At 69.8% G+C, this 20,309-nt stretch carries 20 protein-coding genes; 10 read left to right on the top strand and 10 right to left on the bottom strand.

Annotation, left to right across the window (positions count from 1 at the left end; all coding sequences use genetic code 11):
• Positions 1 to 26: 26 nt before the first annotated feature.
• The 5 genes from NXI30_13115 to NXI30_13095 form a co-directional block, all read right to left on the bottom strand.
• Positions 27 to 221: a hypothetical protein gene (locus NXI30_13115; GenBank protein ID MCR9095153.1), complete on the bottom strand. Its 195-nt coding sequence runs from the start codon at positions 219 to 221 to the stop codon at positions 27 to 29.
• Between the two features lie 40 nt (positions 222 to 261).
• On the bottom strand, positions 262 to 837 hold the full coding sequence (locus NXI30_13110; protein MCR9095152.1) for a universal stress protein: 576 nt from the start codon (positions 835 to 837) through the stop codon (positions 262 to 264).
• Between the two features lie 150 nt (positions 838 to 987).
• Positions 988 to 1,278, bottom strand: coding sequence for a hypothetical protein (locus NXI30_13105; GenBank protein MCR9095151.1), 291 nt, complete (start codon positions 1,276 to 1,278; stop codon positions 988 to 990).
• Positions 1,275 to 2,231 carry a DnaJ domain-containing protein gene (locus NXI30_13100; protein ID MCR9095150.1) on the bottom strand — a complete coding sequence of 319 codons (957 nt, stop codon included), beginning with the start codon at positions 2,229 to 2,231 and terminating at the stop codon, positions 1,275 to 1,277. Before NXI30_13100 ends, NXI30_13105 begins: the two co-directional genes overlap by 4 nt.
• A 263-nt stretch (positions 2,232 to 2,494) precedes the next feature.
• Positions 2,495 to 3,262 carry a glucose 1-dehydrogenase gene (locus tag NXI30_13095; protein MCR9095149.1) on the bottom strand — a complete coding sequence of 256 codons (768 nt, stop codon included), beginning with the start codon at positions 3,260 to 3,262 and terminating at the stop codon, positions 2,495 to 2,497.
• Between the two features lie 97 nt (positions 3,263 to 3,359).
• Between NXI30_13095 and NXI30_13090 the strand changes: the two genes are divergently transcribed.
• The 4 genes from NXI30_13090 to NXI30_13075 all read left to right on the top strand — a co-directional run bounded on the left by NXI30_13090 (position 3,360) and on the right by NXI30_13075 (position 6,840).
• Complete coding sequence (locus NXI30_13090; protein ID MCR9095148.1) at positions 3,360 to 4,223, top strand: SDR family NAD(P)-dependent oxidoreductase; 864 nt, start codon at positions 3,360 to 3,362, stop codon at positions 4,221 to 4,223.
• 62 nt (positions 4,224 to 4,285) lie between these two features.
• Positions 4,286 to 4,924 carry a nuclear transport factor 2 family protein gene (locus NXI30_13085; GenBank protein ID MCR9095147.1) on the top strand — a complete coding sequence of 213 codons (639 nt, stop codon included), beginning with the start codon at positions 4,286 to 4,288 and terminating at the stop codon, positions 4,922 to 4,924.
• A gap of 69 nt (positions 4,925 to 4,993) precedes the next feature.
• Positions 4,994 to 5,818, top strand: a complete 825-nt coding sequence (locus NXI30_13080) for an SDR family oxidoreductase (GenBank protein ID MCR9095146.1) — start codon at positions 4,994 to 4,996, stop codon at positions 5,816 to 5,818.
• 29 nt (positions 5,819 to 5,847) lie between these two features.
• Positions 5,848 to 6,840: a quinone oxidoreductase gene (locus tag NXI30_13075; protein MCR9095145.1), complete on the top strand. Its 993-nt coding sequence runs from the start codon at positions 5,848 to 5,850 to the stop codon at positions 6,838 to 6,840.
• Between the two features lie 139 nt (positions 6,841 to 6,979).
• Here NXI30_13075 and NXI30_13070 read toward each other — a convergent pair whose 3' ends face one another.
• From NXI30_13070 to NXI30_13055, 4 genes are all read right to left on the bottom strand, one after another.
• Positions 6,980 to 8,386, bottom strand: a complete 1,407-nt coding sequence (locus tag NXI30_13070) for a hypothetical protein (protein MCR9095144.1) — start codon at positions 8,384 to 8,386, stop codon at positions 6,980 to 6,982.
• A gap of 92 nt (positions 8,387 to 8,478) precedes the next feature.
• The gene (locus tag NXI30_13065) at positions 8,479 to 9,075 is read right to left on the bottom strand and encodes a hypothetical protein (GenBank protein MCR9095143.1); all 597 of its coding nucleotides are present in this window, start codon (positions 9,073 to 9,075) and stop codon (positions 8,479 to 8,481) included.
• Positions 9,072 to 9,929 carry an SDR family NAD(P)-dependent oxidoreductase gene (locus tag NXI30_13060; protein ID MCR9095142.1) on the bottom strand — a complete coding sequence of 286 codons (858 nt, stop codon included), beginning with the start codon at positions 9,927 to 9,929 and terminating at the stop codon, positions 9,072 to 9,074. The genes NXI30_13065 and NXI30_13060 overlap by 4 nt, the downstream gene beginning before the upstream one ends.
• Before the next feature lie 138 nt (positions 9,930 to 10,067).
• A complete protein-coding gene (locus NXI30_13055) occupies positions 10,068 to 10,616 on the bottom strand; it encodes a VOC family protein (GenBank protein ID MCR9095141.1) in 549 nt (182 codons plus the stop codon).
• 157 nt (positions 10,617 to 10,773) lie between these two features.
• Here NXI30_13055 and NXI30_13050 point away from each other — a divergent pair, with 157 nt between their 5' ends.
• From NXI30_13050 to NXI30_13040, 3 genes are all read left to right on the top strand, one after another.
• Positions 10,774 to 11,556, top strand: a complete 783-nt coding sequence (locus NXI30_13050) for a Stp1/IreP family PP2C-type Ser/Thr phosphatase (GenBank protein ID MCR9095140.1) — start codon at positions 10,774 to 10,776, stop codon at positions 11,554 to 11,556.
• Positions 11,557 to 11,837: 281 nt separating this feature from the next.
• Positions 11,838 to 13,748, top strand: a complete 1,911-nt coding sequence (locus tag NXI30_13045; GenBank protein ID MCR9095139.1) for a sulfatase — start codon at positions 11,838 to 11,840, stop codon at positions 13,746 to 13,748.
• A 217-nt stretch (positions 13,749 to 13,965) separates the two neighbouring features.
• A complete protein-coding gene (locus NXI30_13040) occupies positions 13,966 to 14,700 on the top strand; it encodes a hypothetical protein (GenBank protein ID MCR9095138.1) in 735 nt (244 codons plus the stop codon).
• Positions 14,701 to 14,833: 133 nt separating this feature from the next.
• On the opposite strand, the gene NXI30_13035 is transcribed toward NXI30_13040, so the two are convergent.
• Complete coding sequence (locus NXI30_13035) at positions 14,834 to 15,304, bottom strand: cyclic nucleotide-binding domain-containing protein (GenBank protein ID MCR9095137.1); 471 nt, start codon at positions 15,302 to 15,304, stop codon at positions 14,834 to 14,836.
• A gap of 233 nt (positions 15,305 to 15,537) precedes the next feature.
• Between NXI30_13035 and NXI30_13030 the strand changes: the two genes are divergently transcribed.
• The 3 genes from NXI30_13030 (at position 15,538) to NXI30_13020 (ending at position 20,123) form a co-directional block, all read left to right on the top strand.
• A complete protein-coding gene (locus NXI30_13030) occupies positions 15,538 to 17,973 on the top strand; it encodes an efflux RND transporter permease subunit (protein MCR9095136.1) in 2,436 nt (811 codons plus the stop codon).
• 73 nt (positions 17,974 to 18,046) lie between these two features.
• Positions 18,047 to 18,655 (top strand): sigma-70 family RNA polymerase sigma factor, encoded by a 609-nt coding sequence (locus NXI30_13025; GenBank protein ID MCR9095135.1) that lies wholly within the window; start codon positions 18,047 to 18,049, stop codon positions 18,653 to 18,655.
• Positions 18,656 to 18,812: 157 nt separating this feature from the next.
• Positions 18,813 to 20,123, top strand: a complete 1,311-nt coding sequence (locus tag NXI30_13020) for a DUF928 domain-containing protein (protein MCR9095134.1) — start codon at positions 18,813 to 18,815, stop codon at positions 20,121 to 20,123.
• Positions 20,124 to 20,309 lie beyond the last annotated feature (186 nt).

Below are 20,309 nucleotides of genomic sequence, written 5' to 3'. Positions count from 1 at the left end.
GGGAGATCAGCCGTCCCGCCTCGTGGCTACGGTACGGCGCGCGCGCTGCCCGATTGCATGAAGGGCTTCACACTTCCGACGATTCCGGGTCGCTTCCGGCTCGCTCGGTCACTCGCCGGGGCCGTCCGTCCGGACGATCTCCCGACGATCTTCCGGCCACTCGTCGAAGCTTCGAGTCCATGCTCGGCGATCCAGGCCGCGATCTCGTCGGTCGTGCTCATGGGGGCTTCGATCCCCTCGACATCGGTCGTGTCGTGCGATTCAGGGGGCCGGAACGGTCAGCACGGGGCAGGGCGCCGTTCGCACGACCTTGTCGGCAATGCTGCCGAGGGCGACGTGCTTGAGCCCGGTCAGGCCGCGGGTCCCCATGACGATCAGGTCGGCGTGGCGCTCGACGGCTTCGTTCACGATCGAGATCGCGGCCGGCGTTCGGACGGCGACGCCTTCGCAGACGACGCCGGTCTCGCTCACCTCGCTCGCGGCGGCCTCGACGCGATCGCGCGCCGCGCGTTCGACCTGCACGGCGAAGCCGTCCGGCAGGGCGTATCCCTCCATCGGCATCGAGGCGACCACCGGATCGTCGTAGGCGTGGACGAGCACGAGCTTCGAACCGAGCTTCTTCGCGTAGTCGATCGCCATGTCCGTGGCATGCGCAGCGCTCGTCGAGAAGTCCGTCGCGACGAGGATGGTCGCGACGTCGAGCTCCTCGGGCGCTTCCCCCCTTTCGGCGGCTTCGCGACGCGCACGCATCTTCTCGATCAGCCGGGCGTTCTCCTTCTGGAAGTACGCCTCCTCGAGCGCGTGTTCGCGTTCGTCCAGGGGCTTCTTGTAGGACATCGCCGGGGCTCCTTCCTTCCGACGCTCGTGTGCAGCGCCATCGCCTGCGGCGAACGCGCCGCGGGCGTCCGAGAATCATCGGCGGCTCCGACGGCCTGTCAACCGAGCCCTCCAGGTGGGCGGCTTCCGTCGCGCGCTCCCGGGGACGGATCAGCGCTCGTCGTTCCGTCTCGACTCGAGGACGCGGGTGAGTCGGTTCACGCGGGACTCGAGGGCGATCATGCGCCGCCGCATGTGCAGCGTGACGTGAACGCCGGCGGCGTTCACCCCGAGCTGCTCGATCAGGACGTGGGCGAGGCGGAGTTCCTCCGCCGCATCGGGATCGACCCGCTCTTCCTCGAAGAGCCCCTCTTCCCGGAGCAGCGCCAGGGTTCGGGGTGCGAGGCCGAGGTGTTCGATCACCTCCGCGAGCGGCGTGCTCTTCCGGTTTCTCCTCGTCATGCGCCCACCCCCTTTCGCGGATCCGGCTGCTCGAGGGCTTCGAGCTGTTCGCGGAGCGCGTCCGGGATCTCGTCAGGCACGACGATCTCCACTCGCGCGTAGAGGTCTCCGGCAGGGTGGTTGCCGTGGGCGGGGACGCCGCGACCTCGCAGCCGCAGGCGACGACCGCTCGACGTTCCGGCCGGGACCCGAAGCTGGACCGGGCCTTCCGGGGTCGGCACGTCGACCGTCGCTCCGAGGAGAGCCTCGCTGAGACGCAAGGGGAGGTCGAGCTCGACGTCCCGTCCCTTCTGGCGGAACACGGGATGCGGGCGCACACGCGGTCGGAGGAGGAGGTCGCCGTCGGGGGCGCCCCCCGCGCCGATGCCGCCCTTGCCCGGGATTCGCAGCGTTCCCTGGTCGGTCACGCCGGGCGGCACCCGCACCGAGACGGTCTCCGTCGTGACCGCTCCGTCCACCTGCGGTCGGCCGACGGTGATCTTCTGCTCGCCGCCGAGCAGTGCATCGAGGAAGTCGAGCTCGAGGGTCGCCTCGACGTCGTGGCCACGCATGCGGAATCGGGGAGCCCCTCCACCGCGACCCGCCCCTGGCCCGCCACCCTGCATGCCGAATCCTCGGAGCAGGTCGTCGAGGTCGGCGAACGAGAAGGCCCCCTCGAAGCCCGCTCCATCGGCGGCCCCGAATCGCTGCGAAAAAGCATCGCGCTCGGCGCGCGCACGCTCCGCATCGAAGCCGCCTTCGAGCGAGATCTCTCCGAACTCGTCGAAGGCCGCCCGCCGGTCCGGGTCGCTCAGCACGTCGTAGGCGACCGAGATCTCCTTGAACCGGGTCTCCGCCGCCTCGTCCCCCGGGTTCAGGTCGGGGTGCGTCTCGCGGGCGAGCTTCCGATAGCGCTTCTTGATCGTCTCCTGGTCGGCGTCGCGCGCGACGTCGAGGACGCGATAGGGATCCATGACGCTCCTTCCGTCGTTCTCTGAGCCTCGTCACATCGCGGTGTCGGTCAAGCGCTCGTCGCGTCGAAAGGCCGACTGCGGTTGACTTGCCGCTCAGTGCATCGAAGCTCACGGAAAGGACACGTCATGCCCTCATCAGACCCCCGCCCGGGCGCCCTCGACGCGCTCGAACGGCGCGAGACCGCCTTCGCGCGGATCTGCGCGGCGTTTTCCGGGTCGAGATGCCGCCCGAGTGAAGGCGGCCTGGCCCGCGCGCAGCGGGCTCAGGTCTCGGGGGGCGTCCACCCGAGCGGTCCGGCCATGACGCCGCCGTCGACCAGCAGGGCCGTGCCCGTGCAGTAGCTCGACTCGTCGCTCGCCAGATAGAGCGCAGCCTTGGCGATCTCTTCCGGGTCGGCGAGCCGGCCCGCCGGCATCCAGGAGTAGTCGACGCTCCGGCGCTCCTCCGGCGACCCGAGCATCGCCGTGTCGACGCCGCCCGGGTGGAGCGAGTTGACCCGGATGCGGTGGGGCGCGAGCTCGATCGCCGCCGTCCGCGTCATGCCCGTGATCGCGTGCTTGCTGGCCGCGTACGCGACCATCCGGGGGACGCCTTCGAGCCCGCCGGTCGAAGAGACGTTGACGATCGAGCCGCCGCCGCTCTTCGCGATGAGCGAGCCCGCCGTCTTCATGCCGAGGAAGCATCCGACCTGATTGACCTGGATGACCGCCATGTAGTCGTCGAGGCTCGTCTCGAGGAGCGGCGCCGACCGCGCGATGCCCGCGTTGTTCACGAGCACGTGCAGCGCGCCGAAGCGGGATTCGATCTCCTGGGTGCAGCGCTGCCAGGCCGCCTCGTCGCCGACGTCGAGGACGAAGGGCCACGCGGTATCGCCGATCGAGGCGGCGACCTCGGCAAGCTCCGCTTCGAGCACGTCGGTGAGGACGACCATCGCGCCTTCGCGGGCGAAGAGCCGGGCTTCGGCTTCGCCCTGGCCGCGCGCGGCGCCGGTGACGAGGGCGATGCGACCATCGAGGCGCAGATTCGTCATGGGCCGATGCTACCATCGCGCGTCCCATGACGTCGGGTGAGCGGACACGAGTCGGAGAGCGACCGGGCATGCTGCCTCGCCCCCACGAGCGGCGCGCGTGACGTCGCGCGTCGCCCTCGTCACCGGCTGCTCGAGCGGGATCGGCCTCGCCCTCGCGGAGGCCCTCGTCGCGTCGGGCTGGTGCGTCTATGCCGGCGCGCGCGACGCCGATTCCCTCGATCGCCTCGCCTCCCTGGGCGCGCTTGCCGTTCGCCTCGACGTGTGCGAGGCGGGGGATCGCGAGGCCGCGGTCGACCGGATCCTCTCCGAGCAGGGCGCGCTCACCGCGCTCGTCAACAACGCGGGGTTCGGACTCCACGGCGCCGTCGAGGCGACCGACCTCGACGCCGTCCGGCGGCAGCTCGAAACGAACTTCGTCGGCGCCGTCGGCCTGGTCCAGGCCGTCCTCCCGTCGATGCGCGCGAAGGGGAGCGGGACGATCCTCAACATGAGCAGCATGGGCGGGCGCCTGAGCTTTCCGGGCGGTGCGTTCTACCACGCCTCGAAGCACGCGCTCGAAGCCTTCAGCGACGTGCTGCGCTTCGAAGTCGCCGGCTTCGGCCTCCGCGTCGTCGTGGTCGAGCCTGGTCCGGTCGCGAGTCGCTTCGGTGCCACGGGAATCGACGGCGTCGCCGAAGGCGCGCCGGACGTGTACGCCGGTCTGAACGAGAGCATTCGCGCGGGGCTCACCTCGACCTTCGAGGGTCCCGGGAGCGAACGCTCTTCGACACCGGAGGAGGTGGCCCGGGTCTGCGTCGAGGCGCTCGAGAGCGACGCGCCCCGCTCCCGCTACGTCGTCGGGGCGATGGCCGAGGGTTTGATCCGACAGCGCGTCGAGATGGACGACGAAGCCTGGGACGGTTTCCTCGAGGGTCTCTACGCTCGACCGGGTCCCGTCGCCCGGGACGACGAGATCGACTGAGGTCGTGATTCCTTCCCTGCACACGTGTCTCGCGCACTAGACTGGCCCGGGGAGGAACAGGTATGAGTGAACCCACGCTCGAGTCGCTCGCCCGCGAGCTCGCCGAGGTGCGAGGGCGATTGCAGGTTCTCGAGGATCGCGAGGCGATCCACCGGCTCACGCGCGAGTACATGCAGGCGATGCACGACGCACGCTGGGACGATGCCGTCGCCTGCTTCGCCGAGGATGCCAGCTACGACCACGGCATCCTCGGGGAGCTGCGCTCGAAGGCGGACATCCGCCAGTTCTATCTCGAGTTCATGCCGGGCTTCGAAGAGGCCGGCGGCTGGGCCTTCGACATGCTCACGAACCCGACCGTCGAGCTCGACGGCGACCGTGCCTACGGTCGGTGGTTCCTGCTCACGCTGCTCATCGACCCGGACACGCAGAAGCCCGCCTGGAGCATCGCGACCCTCGACTACGAGTACGCACGCACGCCCGAAGGCTGGAAGTTCCGACGCAACCACTGCATCCATGAGCACCTGCTCTCGCCCTACGACAAGGGCTGGGGGGCCGAGGGCGGCTCGAAGGTCTCCGAACAGACCGACGCGGCGCCCCAGATCCATTTCGAGAAGATCCGGGCCCAGGGCGGCAAACAGCGGCCGGGGCGGCGCACGCGGTCGATCCGCGGCTGGACCGTTCCGACCCTCGATCCGGAGTGAACGCCGGCGTCCCGGGGCGCCGTACATCCGGCGTCCTGGGGCGCCGTACATGAGGAGGTGAGAAGAGAGATGGCAGGTCGAGTCGACGGAAAGCGGGCGATCGTGACTGGAGCCGCTTCGGGAATCGGTCGGGCGACGGCGGAGCTCCTCGCGAAGGAGGGCGCCGCCGTCCTGGTGGCCGATCTCGACGGCGAAGGCGCCGAACGGGTCGCGGAGGGCATTCGCGGGACGGGGGCCTCGGCCGTCGCGTGTCCGACGGACGTGTCCTCGGAGGACGACATGCGTCGGATGGTGGAGACGGCGGTCTCCGAGCTCGGCGGACTCGATGTGCTCCACAGCAATGCAGCGATGACCGCGCGCGCGGAGCACGCGAACGACGCCGACCTGCTCACGATGAGCGTCGACTACTGGGACCGGTCGTTCGCGGTGAATCTGCGCGGCGCGATGCTCGGGGCGAAGTACGCGATTCCGGTGATGATCGAAGGGGGCGGCGGAGCGATCGTGAATACGTCGAGCAACCAGTCCCTGGCCGGGGACCTCTCCCAGTTCGCCTACTCCGCTGCGAAGGCGGGCGTCAACGCGCTCACGCGATCGATCGCGACGACCTACGGCCGGCAGGGCATCCGCTGCAATACGGTCTCCCCGGGCTACATCGAGACGGCGTCCAGCCGTGCTTCGGTCACCCCCGAGATGGGCGCCGAGATCGTCTCCCACAACCTGGTACCGCGGGCCGGCCAGGCCGAGGACCTCGCCCACGCCGTTCTCTATCTGGTCTCGGAAGATGCCGCGTTCGTGACGGGGCAGCTGCTCTCGGTCGACGGCGGCCAGCTCGCGCACCTGCCGCACTACGCATACCTGAGCGCGAGCGGCGCCGTCACGACGGATCTGGCCTAGCCCGCTCGAGGTAGAGGAGAAATCCGACGATGCGCGCGATCTCGATCGAGGAGACGGGACCCCCGAACGTGATGGAGGTTCGGGAGGTCGAGGATCCGACGGCCGGCCCGGGCGAGGCGCTCGTACGCGTCGTCGCGGCCGGCGTGAACTTCGCCGACGTCGTGATGCGAAGCGGGCGGATCCCGAGTCCCGTTCCCTTCGTGCCGGGTGTGGAGGGGGCCGGCGTCGTGATGGCGGTCGGGGAGGGCGTGGACGACGTGCGCGTGGGTGATCGCGTTGCCTGGGCACCGGTCATGGGCGCCGGCGCCGTCGTGGGCTCGTACGCGGAGCTCGAGAGCGTGTCCGCCGACGGACTGGTGCCCGTTCCCGACGACGTGCCCCTCGAGACCGCGGCCGCCGTCATGCTCCAGGGACTCACCGCGCACTACCTCGTCCACGACAAGGTGAAGGTCGGTCCGGGGACGAACGTGCTCGTGCACGCGGCAGCGGGCGGGATGGGACTGCTCCTCTGCCGATGGCTGTCGCGTCTCGGCGCTCACGTGATGGGGACGACCTCGACCGAAGAGAAGGCCGAACACGCTCGTGCCGCCGGGGCCGACGATGTCATCCTCTACGAAGACGAGGACTTCGACGCACGGGTGCTGGAGCTGACCGATGGTGCGGGGGCCGACTACGTGATCGACGGGGTGGGCAAGACGACCTTCCGCAAGAACCTCGCGTGTCTCGCCGTGCAGGGACACGTCTGTCTCTACGGCATGGCGAGCGGCCCGCCGGATCCGATCTCACCGCTCGAGCTGCTGCCGAAGGCGATCTGTGTGAGCGGGGGCATGATGACCAACTTTCTCCGCACGCGAGAGGAAGTGCTCCGCAAGGGCGCGGAGGTCTTCGACGGCGTTTGCGAGGGGTGGCTGCTTCCGCCGCGGATCACCTCGCTTCCGCTCGAGCAGGCCGCCGAGGCGTATGCGCAGCTCGAGGATCGGGGCTCGGCGGGCAAGCTCGTGCTCCGCGTGGCGAGCGAGTAGAGGCGGTCGATCCCAGCGCTCGCGACGGAGTCATGCGCTGCCAGGCGCGCTCCAGGACCCGAGGCGTCTCCGTCGCGGCCGTTGTCTCGCCAAGGGCCCGCCATCGCTCGTCTTCCGGCACCCTCGTCCCGCGCGAGGGCTACTCGTGCCCCGGCTCGTTTCGGCCTGGATGGAGCGGGTAGACGACCTTGCTCAGGGTGTCGATCATCGGCGGTTCGCCGTCCGGGCGCTCCGCTGCAGCCGATCCGTGCCGCTCGAGGATCGCGTCGAGTCCGGGCTGGAGCCGGCGGGCCTCTTCGAAGTGGCGTCCTGCCGCCGCGGCGTCGCCTTCGAGGGAGGCGATTCGGGCGGCGGTGAGCTGGGCCGGATAGAAGCTCGGGTCACAGCGGATCGCCTGGTCGAGCGCCTCCGAGGCTTCCTTGCGACGCCCGAGCTCGAGCTGGCTGTTCGCCAGCACGGTCGCCCAGGGCGCGATGCCCTTGTAGGCAGGGCTGAGCGCGAGGGCCTCATCGAGGCAGGCCACGCTCTCCTCGAAGCGACCGAGTCCGTTCAGGGCCGCGCCGAGGGCGGCCTTGGCCTGGGCGTTGCTCGGATTGTGGGAGACGGCGCGATCCAGGAGCGGCATCCCCTTCTCGAACTGCCGAAGGTCGCAGTAGGCACACCCGACGAACCCGAGCACTTCCGAGGAACGATCGTCGAGCTCGATCGCCTTCTGGCAGATGGCGAAGACCTTCTGCTTGAAGACCTCCGTCCGCTCGAAGAAGCCGAAGACCGCACCGAGGGCGTAGAGCAGGGCCATCAATCCGTAGGCTTCGGCGAAGTCGGGAGTGCGCGTGGTCGCCTTGTCGAGCAGCTCGATCGCACGCTCGTAGGTCGCCTTGTGGTGTCCTTCCGAAAACAGGAGACCCTGGGCCTGGAGCATGAGGTCGCGAGACTGCCGGCTGCGCGGGCGTGTGCGCGCGCGGCCGACCTCGGTCCGCATGATCTCGATTCCCAGATGGGCCGCGACGCGTTCGGCCAGACGGACCGAGAGGTCCGGCTCGTCGGACGCCGAGACCGAAAAGACGTCCGACCAGGCGACCCGCTGGGTCTCCGTGTCGATGAGACTCGCGGTGACGCGGAAGCCCTCGCCGGTGGCGCGGACCTCTCCCTCGACGACGTAGTCCACGGCGAGCGCCTGGCCCGCTTCCGAACTCGTTCCGCCCTCGACCGCGAAGGCCTGGGCGGCGGCGCTCGAGATGACCTCGCATCCATCTCCCCGCGCGAGCAGCGTCGTCAGCTCGCGCTGCAGGAGCTCGGATTCGGTCTGCGTCTCGGGGGCGCCGTCGGCGCTCGCGAAGGGGAAGACGGCGATGCGCGGCGGACCGTCCGCTTCGCTCCCGGTCCGCCGGGGCGCGCTCGGTCGTTCTCCTTCTCGCGCGCGAAGGCGTCGCATCGGCGCGAGCACGGCGGGCACGATCGCGACGATCGCGATCAGCGCCGCGAGACCCGAGAGCAGCGCCTCGTTCTCGGTCACCCAGGTCGTGATGCGCTCGATCGCTTCCAAGGGGCCTCCCTGCTGAGCCCGGACCGCCAGAGGATACCGGCGCGCCGGCGCGCTCGCCGGGTGCAGCCGGAAGGGGTCGCGTGCGCGACTTTCTACACGCCGTCGTGCCGGACCTGGAGCTCGAACTGCTGGCCGCCCAGGAGGAGGCCGACCGAGAGCAGGTCGGTATGGACGAAGGCCTGGGTCACTCGGTCGTCGACGGAGCCCGGCCCACCCGGCTCGTAGACGTCGGACAGCGTCAGCCGGTCGCGGATCGCAGCGTTGCCCGCGAGTCGTTCCATCGCGGCCTTCACCGCGTCGGTCGACGGATAGGCGAGTCCTACGTGAGTCATCGCCTGCGGCATGCGCGCGTACGCCGCGTGGTAGTCGGCCTGGAGCGCGCGAAGCGCCTCGTCGCCGGCCAGCCGCTCGCGGATCGCCGACTCGAGGGCCCACTGCTCGGGCCGCACCTCGGAGGCGTAGGCGATGTTGTCGATCAGGTCGTCGTCGCCCTCGGCGAGATAGACGATCAGGTAGGGACCGGCGGCGGGCCCGAGCTCGGGCGGTGTCGGGTCCGTCTGCGGATCGAGTACGCGAAGGCCGAGGGCCTCGAGGAAGGAGCGGACGAGGGCCCGATCCCCGGGCGCGTACACGAACTCGACGTGATTGAGCAGATGCGCGCCAGCGTGTTCCAGCGGACGCGTCGTCATGCGTCCGATTCTTCGGGGAAGAGCGGCGCGGGCGGCCCCGGGTCGGCGGCGCCGGAGGGGAGGCTGCCGTCGACGTCGGTGAAGCCGTACTCGTCGGCGAGGGCGCGGCTCGTGTAGACGCGGCCGTTCTTGGTCATGCGCTCCGGGTCGGTCAGGATCGCGGCGATCCCGCGACCGGCGAAGCGAGGCGATTCGGCGCCGTCGAAGTCGAGGTTCCACTCGACCGGGTCGAGGGCGAGGAGCCGCTCGGTCGTCACGAAGGAAGGCCAGACCGCGACGGTCATCACGCCGTGGGGCCCCAGCTCGTGCCCGCAGTCGCGAGCGGTCCGGTCGAGGGCGCTCTTGGCCGCGCCGTAGGCCGGGTGGAGCGTGTAGTAGCGCGCGCCTTCGGAGCTCACGAACGCGATCACGCCGCGCTTCTGGCGGAGCATGATCCTCGAGGCGTACCAGGTTCCGACGTAGGCCGAGCGGACCCCGACCTCGTGCATGTCGTCCCAGCAGTCGAGTCCCGTCTCCCAGAAGGGCAGCTGCGGGTCCATGTCGTCGGGAATGAGGAAGGCGTTGTTCACGAGCAGGTCGAGTCCGCCGCGCTCCTCGTCGACGCGGGCGAAGACTTCGCCGACCTGCTCGTCGTTGCGGTGATCGCAGACCCGCCCCTCGATCGTCCCGCCGAGGGCGCGGGCCTCCTCGATCGTCGACTCGAGGCTGCCGGGCCAGCGGCTGTCGCCTTCGCGTTCGGTCCGACCGGTGATCGTCACGTGGGCGCCTTGCGCCGCCAGCTCGACCGCGACCCCGCGCCCGACGCCTCGGGTGGCGCCGGTCACGATCGCCGTCATTCCGTCCAGGGATCCCATGCGTTCATGCTAGCCGACGCGGACGGGCAAACACGGAGGGAATGGGGCACAGATGCGACGCGTGCTCCGCCGATCGGCCGGTGTCGCCGACGAAGCTCGCGACGGACGGACCGTCGACGTCGCACCCGGTCGCGCGGGTCAGAGGTCCGCGTACTCGAAGGTCCGGATCGGATCCCGGCCATCCCAATTCGCCGCAGCGGCGATCCCGTCCGCGAAGATCGTGTGGAGCGCCGGGTAGGACTCGAGGAACTCGATCCAGACGTCGGGCATCGCCTTCGATTGGCAATAGGCGTATCGGAAGCCGGCCTTGTCGCGCATCGTGCAGGTCCGCTCGAAGCCCTGCTTCCGCGCGCGGGCGAGGGTCGCGTCGAAGTCGTCGGCGAAGAAGGCCGTGTGGTGGACGCCGAATCGACCCGCCTGCAGCGCGTCCTGGTAGGGCGTCACGGTCTCGACGGGGTCGAGGGACTGGACGAGCTGGATCTGGAGCTCGCCCATGTAGGCGAGGGCTTCGTGGATGTGGAGCGTGAAGCGCCGGCCATCGAACTCGGTGTCGAGCTCGATGTTGCGAAACCAGGTCCAGGGACCGAGCCCCGCCTGCGCGAGCCAGGTCGACATCGCCGCCTCGATGTCGTCCACGAGGTAGGCCATCTGGACGATCCGGCCGAAGCCCTCTCCGAGTGTGGTCATGTCGAAGCTCCCCTCCTTGCGATCCGTGCAAGATCCCGAGCGGAACGGGCGGCGTCAAGCGCGGTCGAGCCGCCGAACCGCTAGCCTTGCCCGAGCGGCGACGGAGCGTCGTCCACGGACACGAACCCTCGAACCGAGGTCTCGACCGGGACCGGCAATGGCGAAACGAGCGACCGACGACGAAGGACGTGAGGCCTGGGCCGGGTTCGCGATCAGCATCGCGGGCACGACCCACGTCGGCCGTGTGCGCAAGACGAACCAGGACGCCTTCGATCGTTTCGACGACGAGGTCCGCGACGAGATCCTGCTCGTGGTGGCCGACGGGATGGGCGGCCACCGCGGCGGTGAGGTCGCGAGTCGGATGGCGGTCGGAACCCTCGGCAAGCTGGTGCGCGATCTCGACGGCGAGCCGGCGGAGCGACTGGGCGCCGCGCTCGAACGCGCCAACCGCGAGATCCACCAGCTCGGTCAGAAGGACTCGATGCTCCGCGGGATGGGGACGACCGCCGTGGCGCTCCTGCTCCGACCCGAAGGTGCCGTGGTTCTCGGGCACGTCGGCGACAGCCGCATCTACCGCCTGCGGGACGGCTGCTTCGAAGCCTTGACCGAGGACCACTCGATGGTGGCGCGTTGGCTGAAGGAAGGGCTGATCGACGAGGAGGCGGCGCGTGATCATCCCCAGCGCAACCAGATCGACCGCGCGCTGGGGGCGGCCGAGACGGTCCAGCCCGACCTGATCGAGCGCGATCTCCTCCCGGGCGACCTCTACCTGCTCTGCAGCGACGGTTTGACCGGCATGCTCGCCGACGAGGAGCTGCGGCGACTGGCCATGCGCTCGCGGGATCCGCACGCGATCGTCGCCTGGATGATCGACGCGGCGAACCAGTCCGGCGGGAAGGACAACGTGACCGCGCTCGTCGCGCGGTTGGATCGGCCCTAGGGAAGCGCGGTCCGGAGCGCGCTCGGGACGTGCGCGCCATCCGGCCGCTTCAGGGCCTCGTCGGCGTGCCAGGGTCGCCGACGCCACGGAATCTTCACCGTGGTCTCGCGCCCGCCGCGCGGAGTCGCCGGTTCGGCAAGCGCCGCCGCGGGAACGCCACGCGGACCTCGCGGAACTTCATTCGAGGCCGAGGGAACGTCTTTCGAACCCGAAGGAACGTTCTCCATTCGCCATCTCGACGCCCAATCGACTCGCTTTGATCTCCCGCGAGGAGATCCACGATGAGACTGCTTCGAGATACTTCGCTCGTTCTTCGGGTCGCGCTGCCGGCGATCTTCGTGCTCGCCGTGCTGGACGCCGTGGTCGTCGGCCTGCTGGCCCACGTCGGCTGGGCAGATCCTTCGCGCTTCACGCTGCTCCTGCTGCGGGACGTGGCCTGGAACACGGGCGTACTCCTGTCGGTCGCCCTCGCGTTGGCCGCGGGCGGCGCCGTGTCGCTGCTCCTGCTGGCCCGAATCGGACTGGATGCGCACCGCGTCGCCCTCCTGATCGCGGCCGGACTGAGCGCTCTGCTGGGGCTCGTTTCTCTTCATCACGCCCTCGAGGCATCCCTCGCCGCGTCTTCGGTTCGGCTGTCCGCGTTCGCGGGCTACGGGCTGTGGACGCTCTGCGTGCTCGGCGTCGGTCTCTTCTCGGTGCCTTCGGGCCGGAGCGCGGCGCGCCCGGTCTGGACCGTCGTGCTCGTCGCAGCCGCACCACTCTTCCTGGGCGTCTGGGTGGACGCAGTTCGGGTCGACGGAGAAGGAGAGGAGGAACGCACGTTGCACGGTACGCGGGAAGCCGAAGGCCTTCCCATCGCCGACACGATCGTGCTGGTCACCCTCGACACCACGCGATTCGACGCCATCGGGTACTCGAACTCGGGTCGCACCCGGACGCCCGTGCTCGATCGGCTGGCCCGGGAAGGGGCGGCGTACACGCAGGCGACGACGCCGACGCCGCTTACGCTCCCCGCGCACACCTCGATGATGACGGGGCGCTCGCCCTGGGATCACGGCGTCGTGGTGAACGGCGCGCGCGTCCCGACCGAGGTCCCCGTTCTGGCCGAAATGCTGAGTGCCGCCGGCTGGCGGACGGGCGCGTTCGTCACCGCCCCGGTCGTGGAAGCGGAGACGGGTCTGGGACGCGGCTTCGAGGTCTTCGATGGGGTGATGTCGGGCAGCCGACTGCCGGCGAAGGCGATGGCGACGACGCGGATCATGCGTCGACTCGGGTTCTACCGGTATCCGCACGTCCGCCCCGGCCGCGTCGCGACCGACGCCGCACTCGCCTGGCTCGAGCGGGAGGATCCTCGCCCCGAGTTCCTCTGGCTCCACTTGTTCGACAGCCACGCGCCCTACGAGGCGAGCGTGCCTCCGGATTGCCCCCATCAGGCGGAGCTCGCCGCGCTCCCTCCCGGAAAGGCGGCCGAGTACGACCGTTCCCATCGCGCTCCCGATTGGTACGCGGAGCACATGCACGAGCTCTACGACCGTGAAGTCGAAGGGATGGATCGACAGCTCGGACGCCTCGTCGACACCCTCGACCGGAGCGGGAGACTCGAAGACAGCTTGATCGTCGTGATCGCGGACCACGGCGAGAGCTTCGAGGCGCCCAGGCGCTTCGACCACGCGGCGACGCTCACGAACGAGACCCTTCGGATCCCGCTCGTCGTCCGCTTCCCCGGCGTCGTCGATCCGGGCGTGCGATCGCGTGAGCTCGTCAGCGTCGAGGACGTGTACGCGACCGTCCTCGAAGCGGCAGGCTTCCTGGATGCGAACGCGTCCTCGTCGTCCATGAGCCTGCTGGTGCCATTCTTGCGGCCGATGGACGCGACACCCCGCTCCTTCACCCGACACGAGACCTTCCCCCATCCGATGGCCAGTGCCGGCGAACGCCTGATCGCCACGCGGACGGGTCGATCGATGCTGGTCTTCGCGCCGGAGAGCGACGCGCAGGCGTTCTTCCATCTCGACGACGCCGAGGTGCGCGATCGCATCGGCGACACCGAGCGGGGTGCCGAGCTCGCGAGCCTGATCGAGAAGCTCGAAAATGGGGAGACGGCGTCGAGCACGAAGCGCGTGGCCGATCTCGACCTGATCGACGACCACGAGACGATGGAGATGCTGCAGAGCCTCGGGTACGTGAACTAGCGGCGCAGGCGACGTGGACGCGAACGTGAACTAGCGGCGCAGTCGACGTGGACGGGGGCGTGAACTAGCGGCGCCGTCGACGTGGACGGGTGCGTGCGGGCTTCCCGCAGGGCGAAGGCCGCCGATCGTTCCGGCTTGCTCCGGTCGGCGATCGATGAGAGGATGATTTCCGTCGCGACGAATGCATTCCGCACGGGTCTGCGACGGGGAGACTTCGATGTCGAGAGCAACGGGCTCGTGGCTGGTGGGGCTCGCCCTGGCGGGCGCGGTCGTGGGCGCGGCGAACGCGCAGACGACGATCGTCGTCGACGGCGCGAACGACTTCGAGGCCGGCCAGTGCGCGCCGGGCGGCGACGTCAGCACATGGTGCTTCACGTCGGATGCGTCGAACCTCTACGTGGGCCTCGAGCATCCCGATGTCGCCACGGGGGGCAACCAGCACATCGTGACCCTCTACCTGGACACGGACCCCCAGGCCGATCCGTTGTCCGGCGCCGGCACTGCGTCGGGCGTGCTCTACAACACGCAGCAGCCCGGTCTTCCGTTCAATGCCGACGTCCACCTCCAGTGGCGCGCCGACGATTCGTTCGAGGGCGTGGTCGCCTGGGACGGCTCGGCCTGGTCGCCGTCGGCGAACTCGGTCGTCATCCAGGAGAGCAACACCAACGCCTTCGTCGAGATCGCGATCCCCAGGGCCGACATCGGATCCCCGGATGCCGTCAACCTGGTGGGCAGCATCGTCTTCGAAGGCTCGCTCACCGAATCCACCTTCGCCTTCGTGCCGGCCACGAATCCGGCGGGCTACGATCCGGATGCCGTCGACTTCCTGAGCCTGGCGCTCTTCGCGGCGGCCCCGGTCCCGTCCGTCGGTGCGTCCGGTGCGCTGGGGCTGGCGACGGCGCTCTGCGGGTTCGGGTTGCGATCGCTGCGCCGACGACGGCGCATGGGCTGACCCTGGCTGCGGCACCGCCGCCGTCCGACCGCGCGGAGGCGATCGGAGTCGCTTCGTCGGCGTCCGGCGCATTCCGTCCCGATCTGCTCGCAGCCGGTCAGGCCCAAGCGACGGCGGCCTGCGCCGGGGTCGGTCAGCCGAAGAGATTGGCCGCCGCGAAGAAGCGAAGCTTCTGGTTCGTCCGACGGATGCGCTCGCCGAGCCCGGCGATCGCGTTCCGGGCGAGCCGGTAGCCGAGCTCGGGATCGCGCTCGGTCAGCTCGAGGAGGGCGGCGCGTGAGAGGGTCGCGAGCTCGCAGGCCGTGTGGGCGACCGCGTTGGCGCTTCGCGCCGCCGGCGCGTCGCTCAGGAGGTCGACCTCGCCGAAGGAATCCCCCGGCTCGCAGATCGCCAGGGCTTCCTCGCCCGCACCCGAGGTGGCGATCGAGATCCGGACGTGGCCTTCGCACACGACGAAGACCAGGTCCGAGGCGTCGCCTTCGGAAAAGATCGCCTCCCCTTCGCGGTACTCGGCGAGCTCGCAGAGGCCGTAGACCGCCGCGCGCTGTTCGAGAGACAGGCCCTGGAAGAGGGGGCAGTCTCCGAGGTAGGCGAACTCCGACATGGCGGCTCCGTGGTTGGGATCCCTCTTCGGATCGACGCCCGAGGCAGCTCGCTGAACGGTGGATCGTCGCGTCTTTCGACTCGGAGCCCTGGGGCCTGCGCGGGTGCCGACGCGCTGCGGGGGAGTTGCCGGGTTCGGCGACGACCCCGTCGGCTCCGTCCTCTCGTTCGCCCTCGCGCGCGGACCTGCCGTTTCTGCTACCGACCAGACGACCCGTTGGAGACCCGCCGTCCGTGTCGTCGCATCCGTCCCGTGCCCGCTCTCCCCGCCGCCTCGTCGAGGATGCGATCGCCGCCATCGGCCTCTGGAGCTGGCACCACCCCTTCGTCGCCGTCGGTCTGACGCTGGTCGGCGTCGGGGCGCTCGCGGCGTCGCTCCCGCAGCTCGTCTTCGAGAGCGACGTCGATCGCTACCTCCCGCCGGACGATCCGATCCGGGTGGACTACGACGCGCTCCGGGATCAGTTCGGGCGAGACGATCTGCTCTATCTCGCGATCACGCCGCCCGAGATCTTCGATCCCGGGTTCCTGGCGCGCCTGCGCGAGATCCACGAACGCCTCGAGGACGAGCTCCCCTTCGTCGAGGAGGTGCAGAGCCTCGTCAATGCCCGCCAGACGCGCGGGGAGGGGGACACGCTGCTCGTCGACGAGCTGCTCGAGGAGTGGCCCGGGTCTGCAGAGGAGATCGCGGCGATCGCCGCCCGCGCCCGCGCCAATCCCTTCTACCGGAATCTCTATCTCTCCGAAGACGGCCTCACGACCGGGATCGTGATCGAGCCGATGACCTTCCAGCCCGTGGAGGACGACGACCTCTCTGGCTTCGAAGACGACGCGCCGGAGACGGAGGCGACCGAAGAAGACGATCCGCTCTACCTGACGGGCTTCCAGACGGCGGAACTCGTGAACGCGTCGCACGCCTTCGTGGCCTCCCTCGACCTCGGGGACGACACCGAGGTCCACCTGATGGGCTCGCCCATCACGAATCAGGAGATCCAGGAGCAGACCGCCCGAGACATGGTCGTCTTCTCCGCGCTCTCGATCGCCGTGATCGCGTTGCTCCTGGGGGTCGTCTTCCGGCGGGTGCTCGCGATCCTGATGCCGCTCTCACTGGTCGTCCTGGCGGTGGTCGCGACGGTGGGGGCACTTGCCGTCGTCGGCCGGCCGCTCACCTTCGTCAGTCAGATCATCCCGTCGTTCATTCTCGCGGTCGGGGTCGGCTTCTCCGTCCATGTCCTCGCGATCTATTTCCAGGCGATCGATCACCGCCAGGCGCGGCTGGACGCGATCGAGTACGCGCTTCGCCACTCGGGGCCGGCGATCGTGATGAGCAGCCTGACGACCGCCGGCGGAATGGCCTCCTTCATGTCGTCGGGCCTCGCCCCGATCCGGGACATCGGGATCTTCGTTCCGCTCGGCGTCCTGATCGCCGCCTTCCTGTCGATCGGCCTCGTGCCGGCGTGCCTCGCGATCGCGCCGCTCCGGCTTCGCGCGCGACACGAGGAGGGCGAGCTTCCGCCGATCGAGCGGGCCCTGATCGCCTGCGGCCTCTTCGGCACGCGCCACCGAATCGCCGTCCCGGTCGTCGCCCTGGTCGCCCTCGTGGTCGCCGGCGCCGGAATCACGCGCATCAGTCAGAGCTACAACCCGCTCGAGTGGCTGCCCGAGGACAACCGCGCGCGGGTGGCGAGCGAGTACCTGAACATCCACCTGGGTGGTTCCGCCGGAATGGAGCTCGTCTACGACGGCGGCGAGGAGAACGCGCTCCATGACCCCGAGGTGCTGGCTCGGCTCGATGCGATGCAGCGCTACGTCGAGACCCATCCCGGCGAGAACTTCGCCTTCCGGAAGACGGTCTCCGTGGCGGACATCGCGAAGGAGATCCATCAGGCGCTCCACGGGGGCGAGGCCGACGAGTATCGGATCGCGGACGATCGCCTGCTCGTGGCGCAGGAGCTCCTCCTCTTCGAGAATTCGGGCAGTGACGATCTCGAGGACGTGGTCGATTCGTCTTTCCGGCTGGCCCGCATCTCGCTTCGCGGGGAACACACGGAGGCGACGAACTATCTCCGCTACCTGCGAGAGCACTCGCCGAATCTCCGCGAGATCGGAGGCGACGCCGACCTCACGATCACCGGCTTCTACGCGATCGCGTCCCACGTCGCCCAGCTGACCGTCGACACCTCGATCCGCTCCTACATCATCGCCTTCCTCACGATCACGCCCCTGATGATGCTCTTCATCGGCAGTCTACGGACCGGGATCGTGAGCATGGCGCCGAACCTCATGCCGATCGCCATGGTCATGGGCATCATGGGTTGGTCCGGCGCGCCGCTCGACATCTTCACCGTCCTGATCGGCGGCATCGCCCTGGGTCTCGTCGTCGACGACACGATCCACATCCTGCATGGCTTCCGCCGGAACTTCGAGGAGACGGGGAGCATCGAGCAGGCGACGGCGGAGACGATGCGCACGACCGGACGGGCGCTGCTGTTCACGACGGTCGTCCTGACCTGCGCCTTCTCGATCTACGGCTTCGCCTCGGCGGGGACGGTCGTGAACTTCGGCCTGCTGAGCGCGCTCGCCGTCTTCCTCGCCTTCGTCTTCGATATCTTCCTGTCCCCGGCGCTGCTCGCGCTGGTGTATCAGGGGCGAGAGCGAGACGAGGCGTAGCGGGGCGTCGGATCGTCCCCCGGAGTCGTTCCACGTCCTGTCGCGTCCGTGCGCCGCACGATAGACTGCGGTCGTGTCGGGACTCGTTCGACTCTTCGTCGTCCTCGCCACGGGGTCGCCCCGGCGCTCCGAGGAGGTCGACTGGTTCGCCGAGCTCGAGGCGATCGGACGAGAGGATCTCGCGGCGCTCGCGCGGGTTCGCCGTCTCGTCACGGTCCAGCTGATCCGCCTGGGGGCGTACGAACAGCACGACGCCTGGGACGACCTCGCTCAGGAGGTCGTGATCCGGTCCTGGCGCGCCCATCGCGACGGGAAGATCAAGGAGGCCGCCCGGTTTCCCGGTTTCGTTCGCAGCGCGACCCGGAACGCCTACGTCGACTGGCTCCGCAGCCGGCGCCGCGTGGCGGACGTGCCGGACGAGTCGATGGATCGGATCGGCGAGCCCGAGAGCGACGGCCGAGCGCTCGATCCCGGGACGCAGCTCGTCCTGCGCAACGCGCTCGAGCGGCTGCCGGAGCGTCTCCGCGTGGTCGTGGAGGCGATCTACGTCGAAGGCTTGAGCTACGACGAGGCCGCGGAGCGACTGGGGCGACCGCGTGGGACGATCAATCGTCAACAACGCGAGGCGATGTCCCACTTGCGCAAGTCGGTCCTCGCGGCGGGCGGAGGGAGCGCAGAATGAGCGCGATCCGTGGACGCCAAGCGATATCCGAAGGGGCGTTCGACCGTCTCTCGAAGCAGGGCGAGCGCGCCACCGGTCAGGGGTCACGTGGCGGACGGCCTGTGTCGGCTCGATCCGGGGGCGCCGGGGAAGCCGGGGAATCCGGGGAAATGGAGCGATGAGCGAATCCGATGCGCGCAGACTCGAGCGCCTCTGGCGGGCGCTGGAAGGCAGCGACCTCCCGTCGCCGGACCTCGTCGCGCGCTACGTCGACGATCCGAACGGTCTCTCTCCGGAGGAGCGCGACGCGATCGACCGCGCCCTCGCGCATTCGGCGGCGGTGATCGACGAGGCCGACACCCTCCGCGGCTTCGACTTCTCGGCCCTCGAGGCCGATCGTCGCGCGGCCGAGGTCGGCGCCGGCCGCGCCGGATGGGCGCTCCGCTGGCGCCCGTGGGCGTGGGCCGCCGCCGCGGCCGCCGTAGCGCTCTTCGTGAGCGTCGCCCTGCTCGACGACGTGGGGGAGACGGGACCGACTGCCCCCCCGACACCTCCGACGCTCGCGGACCGCGGATCGGCGCCCGCGCCTTCGCGCCCCGAGGCGTCGGAGGAGGACGAATCGGGCACGCCGCCGGTGCCGCGGCTGGCGGAGGCGGTCGCGCCCGATCTGATCGAGCCGGAGCCCGACCTCGCGCCCGTCGAGCCCGCGGTCGAGGCGCCCGAAGCCCTCGCGCTCGCGCCCGACCCCGCGCCACCCGCACCGACGTCCGTCGGCCCGTCGCCGGCGCCGAGTGCCCCTCCCGAAGAAGCGCCGGTCCGGCCGGCCGAGCGCCCACGCGAGATGCTGCTCGCGATGGCGACACCGGCCTACCAGCCCGCCTTCGGTCTCGACGTGCCCGGCGGCCCCGGCTGGACACTGCGGAGCGTTTCGGACGAGGACCTCTCGATCGCGGTCGTTTCCCCGGACCACGTGACACGCGTGAGTGTCGAGCGTCCCGTGTTGCATTGGGCGATCGATGGACTCCCCGCGGACGGCGGGTTCTACCTGAGCGTGCTCGACGGCGAGGGTGAGCCGGTGATCGAGGACCAGCACCTGCCGTCGCCGGTCGCCGTCGGCTTGCAGCGAACGCCGCTCGCCTCACTGCCCCTCGTCGACGGTCGGACGCTCCCGGAGGGCGAGACGCTTCGTTGGTCGATCGAGTGGCGGGAAGGTCTCGAGGCCCCGACCGGCGCCGTCGATTTCGGTTGGCTGCGTCTCTCGCCGCTCGAACTGGATGCAGTGGCTGCGCTCGCATCTACGGCAGACGCGAATCGTTCCGCCTTCTTCGCGGGGGAGGGCTGCTTCCACGAATCCCTGGAGGCGGCGCTCGCGCTCCGCGACGCCCATCCAGACGCGGCGTTCGTCGACGCATCGATCCGAACGCTGCTCGAGCGAACCCGGGACGCCGCGCGCGCGGTCCTCGCGATCGAGCGCGATCCCGGTCGCTGAGCCGCTGCGCCGCGCATTCCGCGATCCCGCTCGCTGAGCCGCTGCGCGGCGCATTCCGCGCCCTCGAACCGTGCGGCGCTTCACAGAGCGCCTGACCCCCGGTTGCACGGATCCCCGTCGGCCCAGCGATACGCGATGCGTGCGAACGCCGTCGAAGGGCATTCACGGAGTCGGACGCCCGATCGG

It is taken from the genome of bacterium, from assembly GCA_024742285.1.
Taxonomy (GTDB): domain Bacteria; phylum Myxococcota_A; class UBA9160; order UBA9160; family UBA4427; genus UBA4427.
Note: the sequence above shows the minus strand (reverse complement) of the source record. Positions and strands in the feature narration are given on the sequence as shown.

What these genes read in the sequence shown, in the direction of transcription:
- NXI30_13115 (MCR9095153.1), bottom strand. Translation starts at nt 221, where the DNA reads ATGAGCACGACCGACGAGATCGCGGCCTGGATCGCCGAGCATGGACTC.
- NXI30_13110 (MCR9095152.1), bottom strand. Translation starts at nt 837, where the DNA reads ATGTCCTACAAGAAGCCCCTGGACGAACGCGAACACGCGCTCGAGGAG.
- NXI30_13105 (MCR9095151.1), bottom strand. Translation starts at nt 1,278, where the DNA reads ATGACGAGGAGAAACCGGAAGAGCACGCCGCTCGCGGAGGTGATCGAA.
- NXI30_13100 (MCR9095150.1), bottom strand. Translation starts at nt 2,231, where the DNA reads ATGGATCCCTATCGCGTCCTCGACGTCGCGCGCGACGCCGACCAGGAG.
- NXI30_13095 (MCR9095149.1), bottom strand. Translation starts at nt 3,262, where the DNA reads ATGACGAATCTGCGCCTCGATGGTCGCATCGCCCTCGTCACCGGCGCC.
- NXI30_13085 (MCR9095147.1), top strand. Translation starts at nt 4,286, where the DNA reads ATGAGTGAACCCACGCTCGAGTCGCTCGCCCGCGAGCTCGCCGAGGTG.
- NXI30_13080 (MCR9095146.1), top strand. Translation starts at nt 4,994, where the DNA reads ATGGCAGGTCGAGTCGACGGAAAGCGGGCGATCGTGACTGGAGCCGCT.
- NXI30_13075 (MCR9095145.1), top strand. Translation starts at nt 5,848, where the DNA reads ATGCGCGCGATCTCGATCGAGGAGACGGGACCCCCGAACGTGATGGAG.
- NXI30_13065 (MCR9095143.1), bottom strand. Translation starts at nt 9,075, where the DNA reads ATGACGACGCGTCCGCTGGAACACGCTGGCGCGCATCTGCTCAATCAC.
- NXI30_13060 (MCR9095142.1), bottom strand. Translation starts at nt 9,929, where the DNA reads ATGGGATCCCTGGACGGAATGACGGCGATCGTGACCGGCGCCACCCGA.
- NXI30_13055 (MCR9095141.1), bottom strand. Translation starts at nt 10,616, where the DNA reads ATGACCACACTCGGAGAGGGCTTCGGCCGGATCGTCCAGATGGCCTAC.
- NXI30_13050 (MCR9095140.1), top strand. Translation starts at nt 10,774, where the DNA reads ATGGCGAAACGAGCGACCGACGACGAAGGACGTGAGGCCTGGGCCGGG.
- NXI30_13045 (MCR9095139.1), top strand. Translation starts at nt 11,838, where the DNA reads ATGAGACTGCTTCGAGATACTTCGCTCGTTCTTCGGGTCGCGCTGCCG.
- NXI30_13040 (MCR9095138.1), top strand. Translation starts at nt 13,966, where the DNA reads ATGTCGAGAGCAACGGGCTCGTGGCTGGTGGGGCTCGCCCTGGCGGGC.
- NXI30_13035 (MCR9095137.1), bottom strand. Translation starts at nt 15,304, where the DNA reads ATGTCGGAGTTCGCCTACCTCGGAGACTGCCCCCTCTTCCAGGGCCTG.
- NXI30_13020 (MCR9095134.1), top strand. Translation starts at nt 18,813, where the DNA reads ATGAGCGAATCCGATGCGCGCAGACTCGAGCGCCTCTGGCGGGCGCTG.